At 52.3% G+C, this 17,822-nt stretch carries 19 protein-coding genes and 1 pseudogene; 19 read left to right on the top strand and 1 reads right to left on the bottom strand.

What is annotated here, in order from left to right; genetic code table 11:
* Window positions 1–4: 4 nt before the first annotated feature.
* On the top strand, window positions 5–1,066 hold the full coding sequence (locus TX85_RS18960) for an LLM class flavin-dependent oxidoreductase (RefSeq protein WP_044481298.1): 1,062 nt from the start codon (window positions 5–7) through the stop codon (window positions 1,064–1,066).
* A 57-nt stretch (window positions 1,067–1,123) separates the two neighbouring features.
* On the opposite strand, the gene serS is transcribed toward TX85_RS18960, so the two are convergent.
* Window positions 1,124–2,410, bottom strand: coding sequence for a serine--tRNA ligase (gene serS / locus TX85_RS18955; protein WP_044481297.1), 1,287 nt, complete (start codon window positions 2,408–2,410; stop codon window positions 1,124–1,126).
* 294 nt (window positions 2,411–2,704) lie between these two features.
* Between serS and TX85_RS18950 the strand changes: the two genes are divergently transcribed.
* The 18 genes and pseudogenes from TX85_RS18950 to TX85_RS18875 all read left to right on the top strand — a co-directional run bounded on the left by TX85_RS18950 (window position 2,705) and on the right by TX85_RS18875 (window position 17,812).
* On the top strand, window positions 2,705–3,583 hold the full coding sequence (locus TX85_RS18950) for a TolB family protein (RefSeq protein ID WP_044481295.1): 879 nt from the start codon (window positions 2,705–2,707) through the stop codon (window positions 3,581–3,583).
* Between the two features lie 183 nt (window positions 3,584–3,766).
* A complete protein-coding gene (locus TX85_RS18945) occupies window positions 3,767–4,804 on the top strand; it encodes an agmatine deiminase family protein (protein WP_044481294.1) in 1,038 nt (345 codons plus the stop codon).
* 18 nt (window positions 4,805–4,822) lie between these two features.
* Window positions 4,823–5,701, top strand: a complete 879-nt coding sequence (gene aguB, locus TX85_RS18940; RefSeq protein ID WP_044481293.1) for an N-carbamoylputrescine amidase — start codon at window positions 4,823–4,825, stop codon at window positions 5,699–5,701.
* A 153-nt stretch (window positions 5,702–5,854) separates the two neighbouring features.
* Window positions 5,855–6,811, top strand: coding sequence for an Rpn family recombination-promoting nuclease/putative transposase (locus TX85_RS18935; RefSeq protein ID WP_049895070.1), 957 nt, complete (start codon window positions 5,855–5,857; stop codon window positions 6,809–6,811).
* Between the two features lie 281 nt (window positions 6,812–7,092).
* On the top strand, window positions 7,093–7,449 hold the full coding sequence (locus TX85_RS18930) for a DUF1048 domain-containing protein (protein ID WP_044481292.1): 357 nt from the start codon (window positions 7,093–7,095) through the stop codon (window positions 7,447–7,449).
* A gap of 1 nt (window position 7,450) precedes the next feature.
* Window positions 7,451–7,801, top strand: coding sequence for a DUF1048 domain-containing protein (locus tag TX85_RS18925; RefSeq protein ID WP_044481291.1), 351 nt, complete (start codon window positions 7,451–7,453; stop codon window positions 7,799–7,801).
* A 12-nt stretch (window positions 7,802–7,813) separates the two neighbouring features.
* Window positions 7,814–8,134, top strand: a complete 321-nt coding sequence (locus TX85_RS18920) for a PadR family transcriptional regulator (RefSeq protein WP_044481289.1) — start codon at window positions 7,814–7,816, stop codon at window positions 8,132–8,134.
* Window positions 8,135–8,202: 68 nt separating this feature from the next.
* Entirely contained in the window at window positions 8,203–8,544 is a 342-nt protein-coding gene (locus tag TX85_RS18915) for a DUF1048 domain-containing protein (RefSeq protein WP_044481288.1), read from the top strand.
* A gap of 153 nt (window positions 8,545–8,697) precedes the next feature.
* Complete coding sequence (locus tag TX85_RS18910) at window positions 8,698–9,459, top strand: ABC transporter ATP-binding protein (RefSeq protein ID WP_044481287.1); 762 nt, start codon at window positions 8,698–8,700, stop codon at window positions 9,457–9,459.
* Entirely contained in the window at window positions 9,460–10,209 is a 750-nt protein-coding gene (locus tag TX85_RS18905) for an ABC transporter permease (protein WP_044481285.1), read from the top strand.
* A 100-nt stretch (window positions 10,210–10,309) separates the two neighbouring features.
* Window positions 10,310–10,420: pseudogene (locus TX85_RS27705) on the top strand (23S rRNA (adenine(2058)-N(6))-methyltransferase Erm(K)); the annotation flags it as partial.
* Window positions 10,421–10,619: 199 nt separating this feature from the next.
* Window positions 10,620–10,784: a hypothetical protein gene (locus TX85_RS26870; protein ID WP_158297355.1), complete on the top strand. Its 165-nt coding sequence runs from the start codon at window positions 10,620–10,622 to the stop codon at window positions 10,782–10,784.
* Window positions 10,777–11,376, top strand: a complete 600-nt coding sequence (locus TX85_RS18900; protein WP_199558843.1) for a CPBP family intramembrane glutamic endopeptidase — start codon at window positions 10,777–10,779, stop codon at window positions 11,374–11,376. Before TX85_RS26870 ends, TX85_RS18900 begins: the two co-directional genes overlap by 8 nt.
* Before the next feature lie 341 nt (window positions 11,377–11,717).
* On the top strand, window positions 11,718–13,349 hold the full coding sequence (locus TX85_RS18895) for a response regulator transcription factor (RefSeq protein ID WP_044481283.1): 1,632 nt from the start codon (window positions 11,718–11,720) through the stop codon (window positions 13,347–13,349).
* 5 nt (window positions 13,350–13,354) lie between these two features.
* Window positions 13,355–13,981: an SGNH/GDSL hydrolase family protein gene (locus tag TX85_RS18890; RefSeq protein WP_049895069.1), complete on the top strand. Its 627-nt coding sequence runs from the start codon at window positions 13,355–13,357 to the stop codon at window positions 13,979–13,981.
* A gap of 27 nt (window positions 13,982–14,008) precedes the next feature.
* A complete protein-coding gene (locus TX85_RS18885) occupies window positions 14,009–15,823 on the top strand; it encodes a cache domain-containing sensor histidine kinase (RefSeq protein ID WP_044481280.1) in 1,815 nt (604 codons plus the stop codon).
* A 169-nt stretch (window positions 15,824–15,992) separates the two neighbouring features.
* The gene (locus TX85_RS18880; protein ID WP_044481278.1) at window positions 15,993–16,907 is read left to right on the top strand and encodes an ABC transporter permease; all 915 of its coding nucleotides are present in this window, start codon (window positions 15,993–15,995) and stop codon (window positions 16,905–16,907) included.
* Window positions 16,908–16,927: 20 nt separating this feature from the next.
* A complete protein-coding gene (locus tag TX85_RS18875; protein WP_044481277.1) occupies window positions 16,928–17,812 on the top strand; it encodes a carbohydrate ABC transporter permease in 885 nt (294 codons plus the stop codon).
* The last annotated feature ends 10 nt before the right edge of the window (window positions 17,813–17,822 follow it).

Genomic DNA, 17,822 nt, shown 5'->3' with positions numbered 1-17,822 from the left:
CGTTATGGAAATCGGACTTAGTACCTTTGTTGAAACTACGCCGGACGTCACCACTGGTGAGACCATCAGTCATGCAGAGCGTCTGCGTGAGATCGTGGAGGAGATTGTTCTCGCTGATAAGGTGGGGCTGGATGTCTTCGGCGTAGGGGAGCATCACCGCAAGGACTATGCGGCCTCCAATCCGGCTGTAGTATTGGCTGCAGCAGCTACACAGACCCGCTGGATTCGCTTAACGAGTGCAGTAACGGTGCTATCCTCGGCCGATCCGGTTCGGGTATTTCAGGATTTTGCAACCTTGGACGGGCTCTCGAACGGACGGGCGGAAATTATGGCTGGACGCGGCTCGTTCATTGAGTCCTTCCCCTTGTTCGGATATGCGCTGGATGACTATGATGAGCTGTTCGAAGAGAAGCTGGACCTGCTGCTGAAGCTTCGTGAATCGGAGAAAGTCACCTGGAGCGGCAAGCACCGTGCTTCAATCAACAATTTGGGCGTGTACCCGCGGCCTGTGCAAAATCCGCTTCCTGTGTGGATCGGCAGTGGCGGCAACACCGAATCGGTCATTCGTGCGGGCTTGCTCGGCTTGCCGCTTGTGCTGGCTATCATCGGAGGAAGACCTGTCCAGTTTGCTCCATTGGTTCAACTCTACAAGAAGGCAGCCAAGCAGGCCGGTCATGATGTGTCCAAGCTGACTGTGGCTTCTCACTCGCATGGCTTCGTTGGGGAGCAGCAGGAGGATGCCGTCGAGCGCTTCTTCCCATCCACCCAGGCGAGCATGAACATCATCGGGCGGGAGCGGGGATGGGGCCATTACGGCCGGGCTTCTTATGATGCCGCGCGCAGTCTGGAAGGTGCGCTTTATGTGGGCGATGTAGAGACCGTTGCGAATAAAATTATTTATCTGCGGAAAAAGGTTGGCATAACGCGCTTTATGCTGCACTGTCCGCTGGGCACGATGCCGCATGCTGACGTTATGCGTTCCATCGAGCTGCTGGGTGCAGAGGTAGCGCCGCGGGTGCGTGAGGAGATTGCCCGTTGGGAAGCAGCGGGGGAACCCGAAGAATAAAAGAAACGCCGGAGGGACCTGGGTCAGGTCTGCTCCGGCGTTTTGATATCTGACGATTTATTCTGTTGCCGCGGCCAACCGCTCCATGCCGTTCATATATTTGCGCAGTGCAGCCGGGATGCGGATGCTGCCGTCTGCTTCCTGATGATTCTCCAGCAGCGGAATCAGAATCCGCGGCGAGGCGACAGCAGTGTTGTTCATCGTGTAGCAATAGTGCAGCTTGCCCTCTCCATCCCTAAACCGGATATTGGACCGGCGGGCCTGAAAATCAAGCAATTGAGATGACGAATGCGTCTCCCCGTAAGCCTGCCTGCCGGGCATCCAGGTTTCGATATCATACTGCTTGTAGGTCTTCTGCGACATGTCGCCGGTACAGACCGCCATGACCCTGTAAGGGAGCTCCAGCAGCTGAAGAATACGCTCGGCGTTTGCGGTGATTTTCTGAAAGAGCTGCTCCGACTCCTCCGGATCATTCCGGCAGAGAACAACCTGCTCTACCTTGGCGAATTGATGCACCCGGTACAAGCCGTGCACATCCCGGCCAGCCGAGCCGACCTCGCTCCGGAAGCAAAGCGAGGCAGCAGCCAGCTTGATCGGGGAAGAAACGTCAATGATCTCCTGATCATAGTAGGAGACAAGCGGCACTTCCGAGGTTCCTGCGAGCCAGCGGTCTCTTTCGGTCATTTGGAAGGACTGATCTTGACCAAGCGGGAAAAAGCCGGTATTCATCATAGCTTCCGTACGCACCATTAAAGGAACATCCATCAGGGTAAAGCCATCCTCCAGCAATACATCAACCGCCAATTGTTGAACGGCACGATGCAGCAGTGCTCCCGTCCCGGTCAAATAGTAATTGCGGCTTCCCGCCGTCTTCACACCCCGAGGGATGTCGATCAACTGGTGGAGCTCTCCCAGAGCTACATGATCCTTAGGCTTGAAGTCGAATGCAGGCGGATCTCCGACCCGTTTCAGCTCGAGATTGTCACGATCCGACCGGCCTTTGGGGGTGTCTGGCGAGACGATATTCGGGACGCAGGCCATCCGCCGCTGATACTCTTCTTCCGCCTCATGAAGCAATTTTTCCGCTCTGGACAGCTTCTCATTCAGCTCCTTAACGTCCTGTCTAAGCGCTTCAGCCGAGGCGGCCTCCCCCTGCTGCAGCAGCTTATGGATGCGCGGGGTCAACTGGTTGCGCTCCTGCCGGAGCAGCTCTGTCTCCTGGAGCAATGTGAGACGCTTATCATCCCAGCTCAGCAGCTCGGCAATGGATACCTCGATTCCTTTCGCTTCAGCAATTTCCTGTACTTGCTCCGGGTGTTGTCTGATCCACCGGATGTCTAACATGGCAATCCGCTCCTTTTCGTGAAAATACAAAAAGCGCCCTCAGTCCGTTGGGACGAGGAGCGCTTGTATTCTCGCGGTGCCACCCAAATTGATTGAACGGGATATTCGTTCAACCCACTTTGACTCCGCGATAACGGGCGGAAGACCGGTAAGCTTAGGAGGAGACTCGCCAGATTTCCCGCGAATCCTCTTGACGAAAACGCCTCCGAGTTGGATGCTCTTCATAGGCATGATTTCAATATTTTTAATAGTATAGCTTGAGCACACTAATTAATTCAAGGGGGAATTTGCGGAATGGATGAATTAAGAAGCAACGAACCGGAGAAGGCTCATCAATTGACGAGTGTATTGGAGACGATAGATATCCTAACGGGCGAGCGCAGGGTATTGGCGGAGTTCAATCATCGGATTGAGGCGCCGAACTGGACCAGCGATGGCAAGCGCCTGATTTATAATAGCGGCGGAGACATCTATGCCTTTGATATCGACGCTCGTACAAGCACCCGGATCGACTCTGGCTTTGTGCGAAGCTGCAACAACGATCATGTGCTGTCTCCGGACAATACGCAGCTGGCGGTAAGCCACCATACCAAGGAGGACGGACAGTCGCGCATTTATATTTTCCCCCTGGAGGGTGGGCAGCCCGCATTAATTACCCCGATGGCGCCGAGCTATCTGCACGGCTGGTCGCCGGACGGAGCGACGCTGGCTTATTGTGCGGAGCGGAACGGGCAATATGATATTTACACGATTCCCGCGGCAGGAGGGGTGGAGACGCAGCTGACGAATACCCCGGGACTGGATGACGGACCGGAGTATTCACCGGATGGGCAGCATATCTGGTTCAATTCAGTACGCACAGGTCTAATGCAGGTTTGGCGCATGAACGCTGATGGCAGTGAACCCGTACAAATGACGTTTGACGAGAGCAATAACTGGTTTCCGCATGTATCGCCGGACGGACAGACGGTGGCCTATTTGTCTTACCGCAAGGGAGATGTAGAGCCAGGGGATCATCCGGCCAACAAGCAGGTGGAGATTCGTCTCATGTCAAGTAGAGGCGGGGCCTTCCGCACACTTGTGCAGCTGTTTGGAGGTCAAGGAACGATTAACGTCAACTCCTGGTCGCCGGACAGCATCCGGCTGGCATTTGTAAGCTACCGTCTGGCATAGAATTGCAGGCGAAAGAACAGATTGTTCCATGGAGCTGAATAATTCTATAATTGCAAGAAAAACTACCGCTAAACGCGGTCTGGCTTCAAGATAGTGCTTCGATAGACGTTTTTCTTATAAGATATCCATGGTAAAATGGGTACTTAATGATGGCCCTACTATATTTCCTGCATGGAGGAACAGATGTATCCAAGAGAACTGAACTATACCATGCCTGCCGAATGGGCGGAGCATGAAAGAACCTTTATATCCTGGCCGGTACAGGCCTCAATGTGCTATCCCGAGCATTATGACACGGTATGCCAGCAAGGCTATGCCGAATTTATCCGTGCCATGGCTGAGTTTGAACCGGTGACTGTCATCGTTAATCCGGATGATCTGGAGAAGGTGAGCGGGCTGTTTGAAGGCAATGAACGCGTAAGCTTCCTGCCGATTGAGCATAATGATGCCTGGCTCCGCGACAATGGGCCGACCTTTCTGTTGAATGAACAGGGGGAGCTCGCAGGCGTCAACTGGATTTTTAACGCTTGGGGCGGCAAGTACTCCCCTTGGGATCTTGATGATGCCGTTGCCCCTCAGATTCTGGATGCATTTGACATCAAGCGGTTTGATGCGCCTCTGGTGCTGGAGGGCGGTTCGATTCACACCGATGGCGAGGGTACGCTGCTGACAACAGAGGAATGCCTGCTACATCCGAACCGGAATCCGCGGCTTAGCCGTGAGGAGATTGAAGCACTGGTTCAAAATCATCTGGATGTGCAGGAGATCATTTGGCTGAAGCGGGGACTCAGCGGCGACGAGACCGACGGGCATGTTGATAACGTAGCCTGCTTCGCCGCACCGGGCAAGGTGATTCTGCAGGTCTGCGACGACCCGGCGGATGAGAACTATGAGATTACCCAAGAGAATCGCGCCACGCTGGCGAAGGCGGTTGATGCTAAGGGGAGGAAGCTTGAAGTCATCGAGATTCCGCAGCCGCCAAAGACATTCCATGAGGGACAACGGCTAACCTTGAGCTACCTGAACTTCTACTTCGTCAATGGCGGCATTATTTTGCCGGTGTTCGGCGGGGCAGCTGAAGAGACCGATCGGAAAGCCGCAGACATTCTGGCTGCAGCCTTCCCGGATCGCAGAATTCGCACGGTAGACGGCATGGCGATCATTCGCGAGGGCGGCAATGTCCACTGCACAACCCAGCAAATGCCCGCCGGGCGCCGATAATTACTAAGGAGGATGGATATGAGAAACGTCAAAGTAGCGGCTACACAGATGAGATGCTCTTGCCATAAAGATGAAAATATCGCAAAGGCGGACAAGCTGGTCCGTGAAGCGGCCAAGCAAGGCGCACAGATCATTCTGCTGCAGGAGCTGTTCGAGACGCCTTACTTCTGCCAGAAGGAAAAAGCCGATTACTATGTGTACGCAAGAGAGATGGAAGAGAACGAAGCGATCCTGCATTTCCAGAAGGTTGCCAAGGAGCTGCAAGTGGTGCTTCCGATCAGCTTCTATGAGAAGAAGAACAACGCCCGCTACAACTCGCTGGCTGTAATTGATGCGGACGGACAAATCCTTGGGCGTTACCGCAAAAGTCACATTCCGGACGGTCCCGGCTACGAAGAGAAGTTCTACTTCAATCCGGGAGATACCGGGTTCAAGGTATGGAAGACCCGTTATGCCAAGATCGGGATCGGCATCTGCTGGGATCAGTGGTATCCGGAAGCCGCCCGCTGCATGGCCTTGATGGGAGCGGAGCTTCTGTTCTACCCGACTGCCATCGGTTCGGAGCCGCAGGACGGCTCGATTGATTCCAAGGATCATTGGCAGGCGTGCATGCTGGGACATGCCGCATCGAATCTGGTGCCGGTCATTGCTTCCAACCGGATCGGTCTGGAGGAGGATGAAGATTCCAGCATCACCTTCTACGGCTCCTCCTTTATCGCCGGGCCGCAGGGCAACAAGATCGTTGAAGCGGGACGTGATGAGGAAGCCGTACTGGTTGCTGAATTCGATCTCGACCAGTTAGAGGTGCAGCGCATCGAGTGGGGCATTTTCCGGGACCGCCGTCCGGATCTCTACAAGATTATTACCTCGTATGATGGGGAACTGCTTATCGACTAATGGCTTTGCTTTTCCATCCTGAACGGTGGTATGGTTGACATATAAATATGGAACGAAAAAGTGAAGCACACTTGCTGGCGCCTCTGGGGCGCTGTGACGGTGTGCTTTTTTTGTTGCGAAATTGCCACATTACCAGGAAAGGAAGGATTACATATGAGTGCTTATGAACTGGCGGTAAAAGAAGAGAAAGCGAGATGGCCGGAAGGCAGGCAATTCACCTCGCATGACGAAGCGTTCAAGAAACTGCTGCAAACCTTTTTTGCAGAGTTCATTGAACTGTTCTTTCCTGAGTTCGACAAGCTGCTCGATCATCATCATACCCGTTTTTTGATGCAGGAATTGCTTGTGGATATCGTTGGCGGGGAGAAGCGGACGCTGGATCTGCTGCTGGAGACGAGATATTTGGAGCTGGATGCGTACATACTAATTCACATCGAGCCGCAATCCTACCGGGAGAACGACTTCCATGAGCGGATGTTCATTTACTTCAGCCGTTTGTTTGAGCGGCATCGGAAGGAGTGTAAACTCATTATTCCTATTGCCGTTTTTACGGCAGACGAAGCCAAGGAGGAGAAAAATACGCTGGAGATGGGCACGCCGCAGCAGTCAATTTTGCGGTTTGAATTTATGAAAGTGGAACTGCGGATGCAACCCTGGCGGCAATTTATCGATTCCGGCAATCCGGTGGCTGCTGCACTGCTGGCGAAAATGGGCTATACTAAGGGAGAAGAGCGAGAAATACGCCTCGCGTATTTACGGATGATTTTACGGCTGCAAGGAACGTTGGATGATGCGCGAATGGCCTTGATCATGTCGGTGGCGGATCAGTATTTTAATGCCGACCCCGAGCTAGACAAGCGGTTGTTGGAAGAGTTGAAAGAACAATATCCGGAGGAAGGTAGGGCCCTTATGAAACTGATGCCTGTGTGGAGTCGTTTGGGTTACGAGGAAGGCTTGAAGGAAGGTTTGGAAGAAGGCTTGGAGAAGGGAATCGAGAAAACTGCCCTTAATATGCTTCGCGAGGGAATGGAGATATCGCTGGTTGCCAAAGTTACGGGGCTGTCTGAAGAGCAGGTCGTGAAGCTGAAGAAAACTAGCCCCATAAAATGAACTGAACTACTCTGCCCAATACTGCAAATGCACCACGAGAAAAAAATTAAATAGTTATTATTTTGAAACATGTCTAAACTACCGTTAACAAAATTTCTTTAAAGAACCGATTGACACCCCGACTACTCGGTGATACAATGTACCTGTAATCAGCGATACTGAATAGCGAAAGCAAGAGCTTTCATCCGCTATTCGGTTCATTTTTCCATCGGTACTAAGTTATACAGAATATTAGTCAGACAGAATAGTTTGGAAAATGATTGAGGTGAAGGAGAAGAGCCATGAATTTCTGGGACAAAATCACAGGCAATGACATGACGAGAGAATTTAAAGGGTTTGAAGCGCGGGCTCAAAAGCTGCCGGCGGATTACCAAGCGGCATGGGAGAAAATTAAAACGAATCTTTGGCAGCACTCCGACTTCACCGGTCGCAACCTCATGCCCATCCTGGACGGTGCCCTGAGCTGGCTTGAAGAAACGGCAGCGGACGGTCAGCGCGTTCAAGAGGTACTGGGTGACGATATCCAAGGCTTCTGTTCAGCGCTGGCCGGCGAAGAAGGGGCCAAGTCGCTTCGTGACAAGTGGCGCGAGCAGCTCAACAAGAATGTCGCCAAAAAATTAGGGGAGCTGGAGGGATAACATGAATATTCAAGAAATGCTCCAAGGTAAAAAAGAATGGCGGGCTCACGTCGCACGCGTTAAAGCACTCCCGCAGGATTATCAAATCGTCTATAACGAGATTCAGAAATATCTTTTTCGGGTCGGCCCCGTTGAACTCAGTAATGGGATCGGCTTGCTCTCGGGGATTGTGGATTTATTTGAGGAGGGCGCGAGTCTTGGGAAAGGAGTCCTCGAGGTGACGGGGCGCGACGTTGCGGCTTTCTGCGACGAACTCATCAAAGGCTCCAAAACGTACACCGATATCTACGAAGACTCCGTTAACCAGGCAATGAACAAGGCCACGAAAAAGGTTACCGACAAAATGAAGTAAAGGGTGCAGATTATGGACAATTTAACTGAAATGCTGAAGGGTTCGCTGGAAGGGTGCGTGTTGGAAATCATCAGCCGCCGTGAAACGTACGGTTACGAGATTACCCGGCGCCTGAACGAGCTGGGGTTTTCCGAAGTCGTGGAAGGGACGGTTTATACCATCCTTGTGCGATTAGAGAAGAAAAATCTGGTGAATATCGAAAAGAAACCGTCGGATATGGGACCGCCCCGCAAGTTCTATACCCTGAATGAGGCTGGCCGCCAAGAGCTCGCCTCGTTTTGGGAAAAATGGGATTTCCTATCGTCAAAAATCAACGCTTTGAAGTCCAATTAGCTTCATAAGATATTCCGAACCCTAATTGGAACATCCCATGAAGTTCAACCCAAAGGAGGAGAAGCAACATGTTGGAAATGTTCAAAAAATTAATCGGCGATAAGAAAGAATACAAGATGATGATGGCAAGGGTGGAGGCATTGCCGGAGGACTACCAGTATGTGTTTAAGAAAATCCAAAACTATATGTGGAATTTCTCGGCGGGTAACGGGATGGATATGCTGCACATGCAATACGAATTAGTCGATTTGTTTGAAGCCGGCGCGGCGGAAGGAAGACAGGTGCTGGAGATCACCGGGGAAGACGTGGCGTCGTTTGCCGATGGCCTCGTGGCCAATGCGAAAACCTACTTCGCTAAATATCGGGAAGATCTGAATCAAAGCATTCTGGAGCGATTAAGAAAAAAATAAAACTTGGTCGGATCATACCGTAGATCAAACCGACTGAATGGCTGGTTCCGAATGGATACTTCCACCTTTGCTATTCAGTTTTATTTTAGCCAGGTAGTAAGTGATACATGTTACCAGTGTTACTAAATAGTTGATTATGGGAGGAGAAAAAAGATGGGTAATACAGCGATTTCCGTAAAAGGACTTAAAAAATCATTTAAAGACAAGGAAGTCTTGGAGGGAGTGGATTTTGAGGTGCGGCGCGGCGAAATTTTCGCGCTGCTGGGCTCCAATGGAGCGGGCAAGACGACGACGGTCAACATCCTCTCGACGCTGATGAAGCCCGATGGCGGAGAAGCAAGTGTTTGCGGCTCTGACGTCCAACGTCAACCGGATCATGTTCGCCAGAGCATCAGCCTGACCGGGCAGTTTGCAGCTATAGACGGCATGCATACAGGAAGGGAAAACCTGATAATGATCGCCAAGCTGCGGGGAGTTTCCCATCCCGCTCAAGTCGCCGACAATCTGCTTGCTAAATTCAGCCTGACCGATGCGGCGGGCCGCCGGGCGGACCAGTATTCCGGCGGGATGAAGCGCCGGCTTGACATCGCCATGAGCCTGATCGGGAGTCCGGCAGTCATTTTTCTCGACGAACCGACGACAGGACTTGACCCCGAAGCGCGGATTGAAGTCTGGAATACCGTCAAGGAACTTGCCGGCAGCGGAACGACCATCATGCTGACGACCCAGTACCTGGAGGAAGCCGAACAACTGGCGGACCGGATCGCCATCCTGCATGGGGGAAAAATAATCACGACCGGTACCCTTGCCGAACTCAAAGAGATGTTCCCGCCAGCGAAAGTGGAGTACGTTGAGAAGCAGCCGACTTTGGAGGAAATCTTCCTCACGATCATCGGCAAAAGGGAGGAGAAGTAAATGACAAGCAAAACAGGGGTATTGCTAGGACGTTTAATGCGCAATATCATGCGCAGCCCGGATACGATTATCACGGTAGCGATTACGCCAATTGCGATGATGCTGTTATTTGTCTACGTATTTGGCGGCGCCATAGAGTCAGGTACGGACAATTACGTCAATTATTTATTGCCGGGAATCTTGCTGATGGCGATTGCATCCGGCATCTCTTACACGGCTTTCCGGCTGTTTGGGGATATAAAGAGCGGGTTGATGGCGCGTTTCATCACCATGCCGATCAAGCGCTCGTCGGTATTATGGGCTCATGTATTGACATCGCTTGTTTCCAATGCGCTCACTGTCGTGGTGGTTTTCCTCGTTGCGCTTTTGATGGGCTTTCGTTCAAGCGCCGGTATCCTGGAATGGCTCGCGGTAGCCGGGATCCTCGGATTGTTTACGCTGGCGCTGACCTGGCTGGCGGTCATTCCCGGCTTGACAGCAAAGACAATGGAAGGGGCAACGGCCTTCTCGTACCCGTTGATATTCTTGCCGTTTATCAGTTCGGCCTTTGTCCCTACCGAAACCATGCCTAAAATTGTTCGGGTGTTCGCCGAGAACCAGCCCGTGACTTCCATCGTGAATGCGATTCGTGCTCTCTTGTATGGAGGATCGGTTGGCAGCGAAATCTGGACCGCGCTTGCCTGGTGCGTCGGCATTATGATCATCGCCTACTTCTTCGCCAGCAGAGTATTTAAAAGCAAGTTAGGGTAAGCCTCAATCGCTTATCCCAACGCGAGGCAGAAGGTGTTGCTATTTCGGTTCGCACAGGCCATTCTTTTCCTATCTTAAAAGAACGGAGGGTTACGTGTGATTGATTGGGGGGGAGCCTCCTAATCAATTGGGGCAGCATTTGCTGCATAACAGGAAACTTATTCTGGAGATCGTAGAGAGGGCCGATATTTCGGACGGCGAAACGTTGATTTAGTGGTATAATAGGCGTATCTGTAAAGGGTAGTGATGAATTTGCAACTGCAGTTGAGAAAATTGCGCATAACGTTTCCAATTATACGGAATATGGGGAAATCGAACTGCAAAAAAGCGATTTTGATAAGATATTTGAGAGCGATGGACCTGTTTATTTAGAGGATGGATTATGGGCTGAAGAATTGACATACGATGAAATGATTCAGAAGATAGCTATAAATAGAAATGAATCTATGGAAAATGTTAGAAGAAATTTAAGCAAAAATGAACCCTCCTTAATGGCTGATGATCATATTTTCTATGTACATTTTTATTTTATTTTGGAAAAAAGGACGGGAACGCGTGGAATTATTAGTGAATAAACTCATTAGCAGTATTCTGCAAATCCTTCTTTTTGCCGCCATTCCATTGATTTGGTGGGCTGTATCATCGAGAAGGCAAACCTCCTTCTGGAACTGGATCGGCTTGAAGAAAATCGGAGAAGCCAAAGGCAAGGGCCTGTATGTATGGATGGGGGCGGTGATTGTAGGGTTTCTCCTGCTGTCGCTGTTGATCCTTCCCTTGGTATCGGGATCGGACACGGCTGCCTCGGAGTTTAACGGTCTGGGAATCGCCGCCTTGCCTGCCGCATTGGTATATGCATTTTTTAATACGGCGCTGCCGGAGGAGATTATTTTCCGGGGCTTTTTGTTAAAAAGATGCTCGGCAAAGCTAGGATTTCCCATCGGAAATGCGATTCAGAGTCTATTGTTCGGATTATTGCACGGAGTCATGTTTTTTGCAATCACTGGCGCCTTTACGGCTTTGTTGATCATTATATTTACAGGAGCTGTCGGCTGGTTTATGGGGCTGATCAATGAAAAGAAGGCGAATGGATCGATTCTCCCGAGCTGGCTGATTCATGGCATTGCCAATACGTTCTCGGCCTTAATGGCCATGTTTTTGATTTTCTAAGCTGAAAAATCATAACCACCCGTTGGGCGGGTGGTTTGCTCTTGTGGGGGATAACCCCCTGTTTCCTGGTGGTTGCTTCAGCTCATTAAGCCTATTCTGACTGATTGCTGGATCACCTTGTCGATGAATTGTAGAACATACAACTAAAACCTCATCATTTCCAAATTTCACAGGTTTAAGTGTACCACCTACAGCTAAAAGTCTGTTTTTTTCAGAAGGGCTGAGTTTTTGCGAATCTAACTGCACTTTACTGAATATCCGACTATAAATGAGGACGATTGTATCAGTGCCCTCCGTTTATAATGGAGAAAAGACCTCGCTTTCCGGGAGGGGTTCCATTCATGTACAAGTTGATCATCGTCGACGATGAATATTCGACCCGTAACGGGCTTAAAGTGTGCATCAACTGGCTTGAATACGGTATTGAAGTTATCGGCGAGGCCGAGAACGGGATGAAGGGATTGGCGCTGGCCCAAAGCTGCCGGCCTGATATCGTGCTAACGGACGTCAAGATGCCCGGGATGGATGGCATCGAAATGGTCAGACGGCTGAGGGAGGTCATGCCCGAAATCAAGATCGTCTATATCAGCGGCTACGACGACATCGCTTACCTAAAGTCGGCAATAAAGATGGACGCAGTGGATTACATCCTGAAACCGGTCAACCTGGATGAACTGACGGCCGTCGTCGAGAAAATCATGGACATGTCCAAGCGCGAAGAGAGAGCCAATGACCTGCTGCAGCGGATGAGCACCAAGCTGCAACAGAGCATCCCGCTGTTGAAAGAGAAGTTCCTGATCCAACTGATCCGGGACGGTAATCCGGATCGCGCCCAGATCGAGAGGCGAATCGACTTCCTGGAACTGCGGCTGTCATACGACGCTTCTTATTGCGCGCTCATCATCCGTATCGACAACGCAATTACCGTGTTCGAAGCGATGTCGGAGCAGAACACGCAACTGATCTCGTTTGCGATCCAGAACATTTGCCAGGAACTGGTCGATCAGCGGACGTCGGGCTATGCCTTCGAAAATCGCCGCGGCGAATACGTGCTCATCATCGCTTTACCGGAGACGTTGGGAGAAGATATCCTCCTTCCGTTCGTCGAGGAATTGACGAGCAGCCTGCACGGGTTCCTAAAACGGCTGGTGGAGATTAACCTGACGATCGGCATCGGCGGCAGCGCCGCGCACCTGGGCCAATTGACTGAAAGCTACCAGACGGCCGCGGAAGCGATCGAACGCAAGTTATTCCTCGGCCGGAACCAGGCAGTCATGTATGACGCAATGGCGGCCAGCAAGGACGTGGACTACCGGCGCATCAACGAGTTGCTGGCGGCGATCGCGTCCGTGCTCAAGACAGGCGACGCGGAACAGATCGAGCAGTTGCTGGAGGCGATATTTCGAGAACTGATCCTCAGCCGCGGGATCGGCTATAAGGATTGTCAGCGGATCTGCTTGCAGGTGCTGCTCGTCGCCTCACAATTTCTGTCCGAATTCGGCCTTCGCACCGGCCTCCAGAACGGCGAAGAATCCGAAGTGTGGGAGCAACTGCTTAAGTTGGAGACGCTGGACGAGATGAGCCGTCATATAAAGCATTATTTGTTTTCGATCTGCCGCCAGGTAGAGACAAAGTCGTTCAAGAAGGCCCATGACGACGTCATCGGGAAGATCATACGAATCATCGGCGAGCGTTATGCGGAGAACTTGACGATTTCGGATATCGCACAGCGGGTTTATCTGGCCAAAACGTATATCTGTCTGCTCTTCAAGCAGGAGACGGGGGAGACCATCAACGAATATATCACGAGAGTCCGGATGGAGAAGGCGAAGGAGCTGCTCAAGGAGTCGGACAAGAAGCTAGCGGACATCAGTCAGGCCATCGGCTATGTAGAACCAAGCTATTTCACGAAGCAATTTCGCAAATACACCGGCATGACGCCAAGTGAATACAGGGACATTCATCGGAGGTAATGATCATGAGAGAACGTTGGCGGGGCAAAAGCTGGGCGACGCTCGGCGATAGTATTACTGCTGCAAACGGCTATCAGCCGCTAGTTTCGCAAGCGCTTGCATTCGAGCGAGTCGGCAATTATGGCCAGAGCGGCTGTCCGATGACGGCGGGCAGCGACAGGGACGAAGGGGCGACGGTTTACATGGGCGAGCGCCTCGAAGAGACCTACGACTGTGTCACCGTCTTCGCAGGCACGAACGATTACCGTCTCGGTATGCCTCTCGGCGACCTTCGCCCGGTCGGTCAGGCGCCCTTTGATATCCGTACCTTTTGCGGCGCCTATCAGACGCTTGTCGAAGGTTTACTAGCGCGCAATCCTTTATGCCGTCTGAATCTCTGGACACCGCTGCAGCGGGACAAGGATGGCTTTGACGGCGAGCGGCGCAATGGCCAAGGTGCCTTGCTGGCGGAATACGCGGCGGCTGTTGTCCTGCTCGGGAAAGCATACGCTTTGCCCGTACTGGATTTACACGCACAAAGCGGTTTCAATAAGCTGACGCTGGACGTGCTGACAAGCGATCGGCTGCACCCAAACGAGGCGGGCCACCGGCGGATCGCCGATCTGGCCATCCCATTCCTTGCGGCGCTCTGATATCGGAAGAGAGGCGGTGCACCAGCGATGGGCGTGGTTCGCAAATTCCGTCTGCTGTGGGCGGAGTGCAGAAGGACAATTATCCTCTATTTGCTTATTGTATTACTGCCGGCCGGCGTGCTGTTGCATTACTACTTCCAACGGTCCGAGGACATTTTTGAGCGGCAAGTTACGGTGTCTATTCTGAATTCGATCCGTCAGGTTAAGATCAACTTAGATTACCGCTTGTCCAAAGTCGACGAGATTTCCGACGCGCTGATCTTGAACACGGATCTGTACGACCCGTTGGCTGGCGATCCGCTGGCAGGCACGCATTACAGCCAGGTTCAGGAGGAGGCCAAACTGGGCAATCTGGTTCGCAGCCTGCAGGGCAATGACATTCGCAAGATCAAGCTGTATGTTAATCCCGATAAAATGTACGCTCGCGAGCACGTCAACTTTTTTAGCCTCGACGAAGCCAAGGAGGAGCCATGGTACGGGCAGGTGATGAGGAGCAATGGCGGCGTGTACTGGATTCCCACGCGAACAGTCTCCTACCTCGGATCGCCGGGCTCGGTTCGGATTGTCTCCTCCGCCCGCATCATCCGGGATCCTGGCAATTACGCTCGAATTGTCGGCATTCTGGAGCTGGACGTACCGGAGGCCAACCTGTCGGCCATTCTCGCGCAGGCGGAGTATCAGGAGTCGAATCGCACGATGTATGTCGTCGATGGCGACGGCTTCATTATATCCCAGACGCAGGAGGATCTGATCGGCACGCGGCTGCTGCAGCCGGATATGTTCAACGCGGTGCGGGATCAGGCTTCGGGCATTCGGCGCATGACGATCGGCGACGAGGCTTATTATATGATTTTCGACACGTTGGATGAGAACGGATGGAAGGTCGTCTCGCTGTTGCCCGTTCGCCTGATCAACCGGACGAATGCTGACTTCAACGTCGGCTTTTCCATTGTTCTGAGTTTGTCTCTGATGCTGCTGGTCATCTTGGGCGCGTTCCTCGTATTTGCGAACGTCAACCGCAGCATGATCGCGAGACTGCGGCACATCACCGAACAGCTGAAGGAGCGGGGCGCGGCGGTGATCGAGGAGGGACTTCCAAGGCGCCGCGGCGTGGTTATTCAGTTGGAGAAAAGCGTGACGCACATGCTGAGCACGCTGCAGCAACTGCTGGAGGACAACTATCGGACAAAGGAAAAGGAGAAGGAAGCGCAGATGCGGGTGCTGCAGGCGCAAATCAACCCCCACTTCCTCTATAATGCGCTCGATACGATCAACTGGATGGCGCTGACTAAAGGGGCAAAGGATATCAGCCGGATGCTGCAAATGCTTGCGCAGTATTTCCGGCTGAGCCTGAGCAAAGGCAAGGATATCGTCACGCTGGAGGAAGAAATGAACCTCGCGAAGGCATATCTCGAGATCCAGACGCAGCGGTTCCACAGTTTCGAATACGAGCTGGTGTATCCTGATTCGCTGGCCGGACGATTACTGCCGAAGCTGATCGTGCAGCCGATCATCGAGAACGCGATTTTACATGGTATACAGAACGAGGACGGCCATCAAGGCTGCATCCGGCTGGAAGTCTTCGAGCAGGGAGGCGGCTTCGTCATCCGCGTCGCCGACAACGGCACGGGCATGAGCGAGGATAAGGTGCGTGAACTGTTCGCAAGCTTCTCGTCGCTGCCGACCTCGACGTCCAGCTACGGATTGTACAATGTCTGGGAACGGCTGCGTCTGTATAGCGGAGGTGCAGGTTGCTTGAACGTTACGTCCATGCCTGGCGAAGGAACGACGGTCAGCCTGACGTTTCCGGACGGGCCACCACCGCCGCATAGAGTTCAGTGATTTGATCCGTTCTCTCCGAGTACTCACTCGGGGAGGGCGTTTTTTTGTTGTATGCCGCGGGTGATACCTGAAGATTCGACCAGCGCAGCTGAATGCTGTACCTCACGCGCCGTAATTTCGTTCGGCTAAAATGAAAGCGTAACCTGCATCGGAAAGGAGGAGGAGAGGGATGAAAGGCCGAGCGGACTGGCTTTCCCAGATTCGTCGCAATTATGATTTATATCTGCTGTTAATACCGGGCCTCGTTTTTTTGGTGATTTTCAAATACACACCGATCTACGGCCTAGTCATCGCCTTCCAGAATTTCAACATCTTCAAGGGTATCGGGGGAAGCGAGTGGGTCGGTCTTCAGCAATTCGAGCGCTTGTTTCATTCCGCGGATTTTGGCCTCATTATGGCAAATACGCTGCTCATCAGCTTGTACAAAATCGTCTTCCTGTTCCCGATCCCGATCATCATCGCGGTGCTACTGAACGAAGTCGGCAGAATGTGGTTCAAACGGTCGATTCAGACGATTATCTATCTGCCGCATTTCCTGTCCTGGGTCGTAATCGCGGGGCTGTTCGTCAACATCCTGTCACCGTCCACCGGGATCGTCAATAGTATCATCGGCTGGTTCGGCGGAGAGCCGGTGAACTTCTTCATGGACAATCATTATTTTCGCAGTGTTCTCGTCGCTACGGCAGGGTGGAAGGAAACAGGATGGAACGCCATCATCTTCATCGCAGCCATTGCCGGTCTCGATCCAGAGCTGTACGAGGCGGCCAGGCTCGACGGCGCCAGCCGCGTGCGTCAGATGCTCCACATCACGCTGCCCGGCATCTCTACGACGATCGTCCTTATGCTCATCCTTCGCATCGGCGGCGTGCTGGAAGCGGGAACCGAGCAAATCCTGCTGATGTATAACCCAACTGTATACGAAACGGGGGACGTCATCGGCACTTACATTTACCGAATGGGGTTGACTTCCATGGAATACAGCTTCTCCACCGCGGTCGGGTTGTTCGAGTCGGTGATCGGCTTCATCCTGGTCATCGGCGGCAATCAGCTGTCTAAGCGGATCACAGGCAAGAGCATCTGGTGACGAGAGGAGGTGAAAAAAAGATGACCCAATCGCGCAGCCGGCCCTTTTCCGAAGTAATCTATGTATCGATCGTCTACGTCATCTTGGCCGGCACCGGCATTCTTTGCCTCTTTCCGTTCGTAAATGTGCTGGCCAAATCGCTCAGCGCTAACTGGGCGATTGTCTCCGGGAAGGTCGGGCTCTGGCCGATCGACTTCAACCTGAAGAACATCGGATTCGTCATCGACGACAACATGTTCCAGCGAGGGTTTCTGATCTCGGTCTCCCTGACCGTCGTCGGTACGTTGGCTTCGGTCGTCATGACGGCGGTCTCCGCTTATCCTTTATCAAAGAAGCATTTGCCGGGCATCAAGTTTGTACTGCTGCTATACATCTTCACGATGTTGTTCAATGGAGGACTCGTCCCTAATTACCTGCTTATTAAAAACTTAGGATTGATGAACAATCTGATGTCGCTCGTGCTGCCGGCGCTGATCAATGTCTTTAATCTGTTGCTGATGAAAAATTACTACGAAAGTCTGCCGGAGAGCCTTGAAGAATCGGCCAAGCTGGACGGCGCCAGCAACCTTCGCATTGTACTGCGCATCATCATTCCGCTCTCGGCGCCTGTGTTCGCCACAATCAGCTTGTTCTATGCCGTCTCCTTCTGGGGCGACTGGTTCCATCCCATGTTATATTTGAATGATCCGGCCTTGAAGCCGCTGCAGCTTTACATGCGGGATGTCGTGCTTCAAGCATCGAATGAGAACCTGCTGAACCAAGACAACGACTTGCTGCTGAATGTGTCGCCCGAAGGCATTCGCAACGCAACAATCATCGTATCAACGATCCCGATTCTGCTCGTTTATCCGTTCCTGCAAAAGCACTTTATCAAAGGGATTCTCATCGGCTCTGTCAAAGGATAATCGGCCTTAG

The organism is Paenibacillus antibioticophila (assembly GCF_000455265.1).
GTDB lineage: Bacteria > Bacillota > Bacilli > Paenibacillales > Paenibacillaceae > Fontibacillus > Fontibacillus antibioticophila.
The sequence above is the reverse complement of the archived record's forward strand: the minus strand, read 5'-3'. Positions and strand labels throughout refer to the sequence as shown.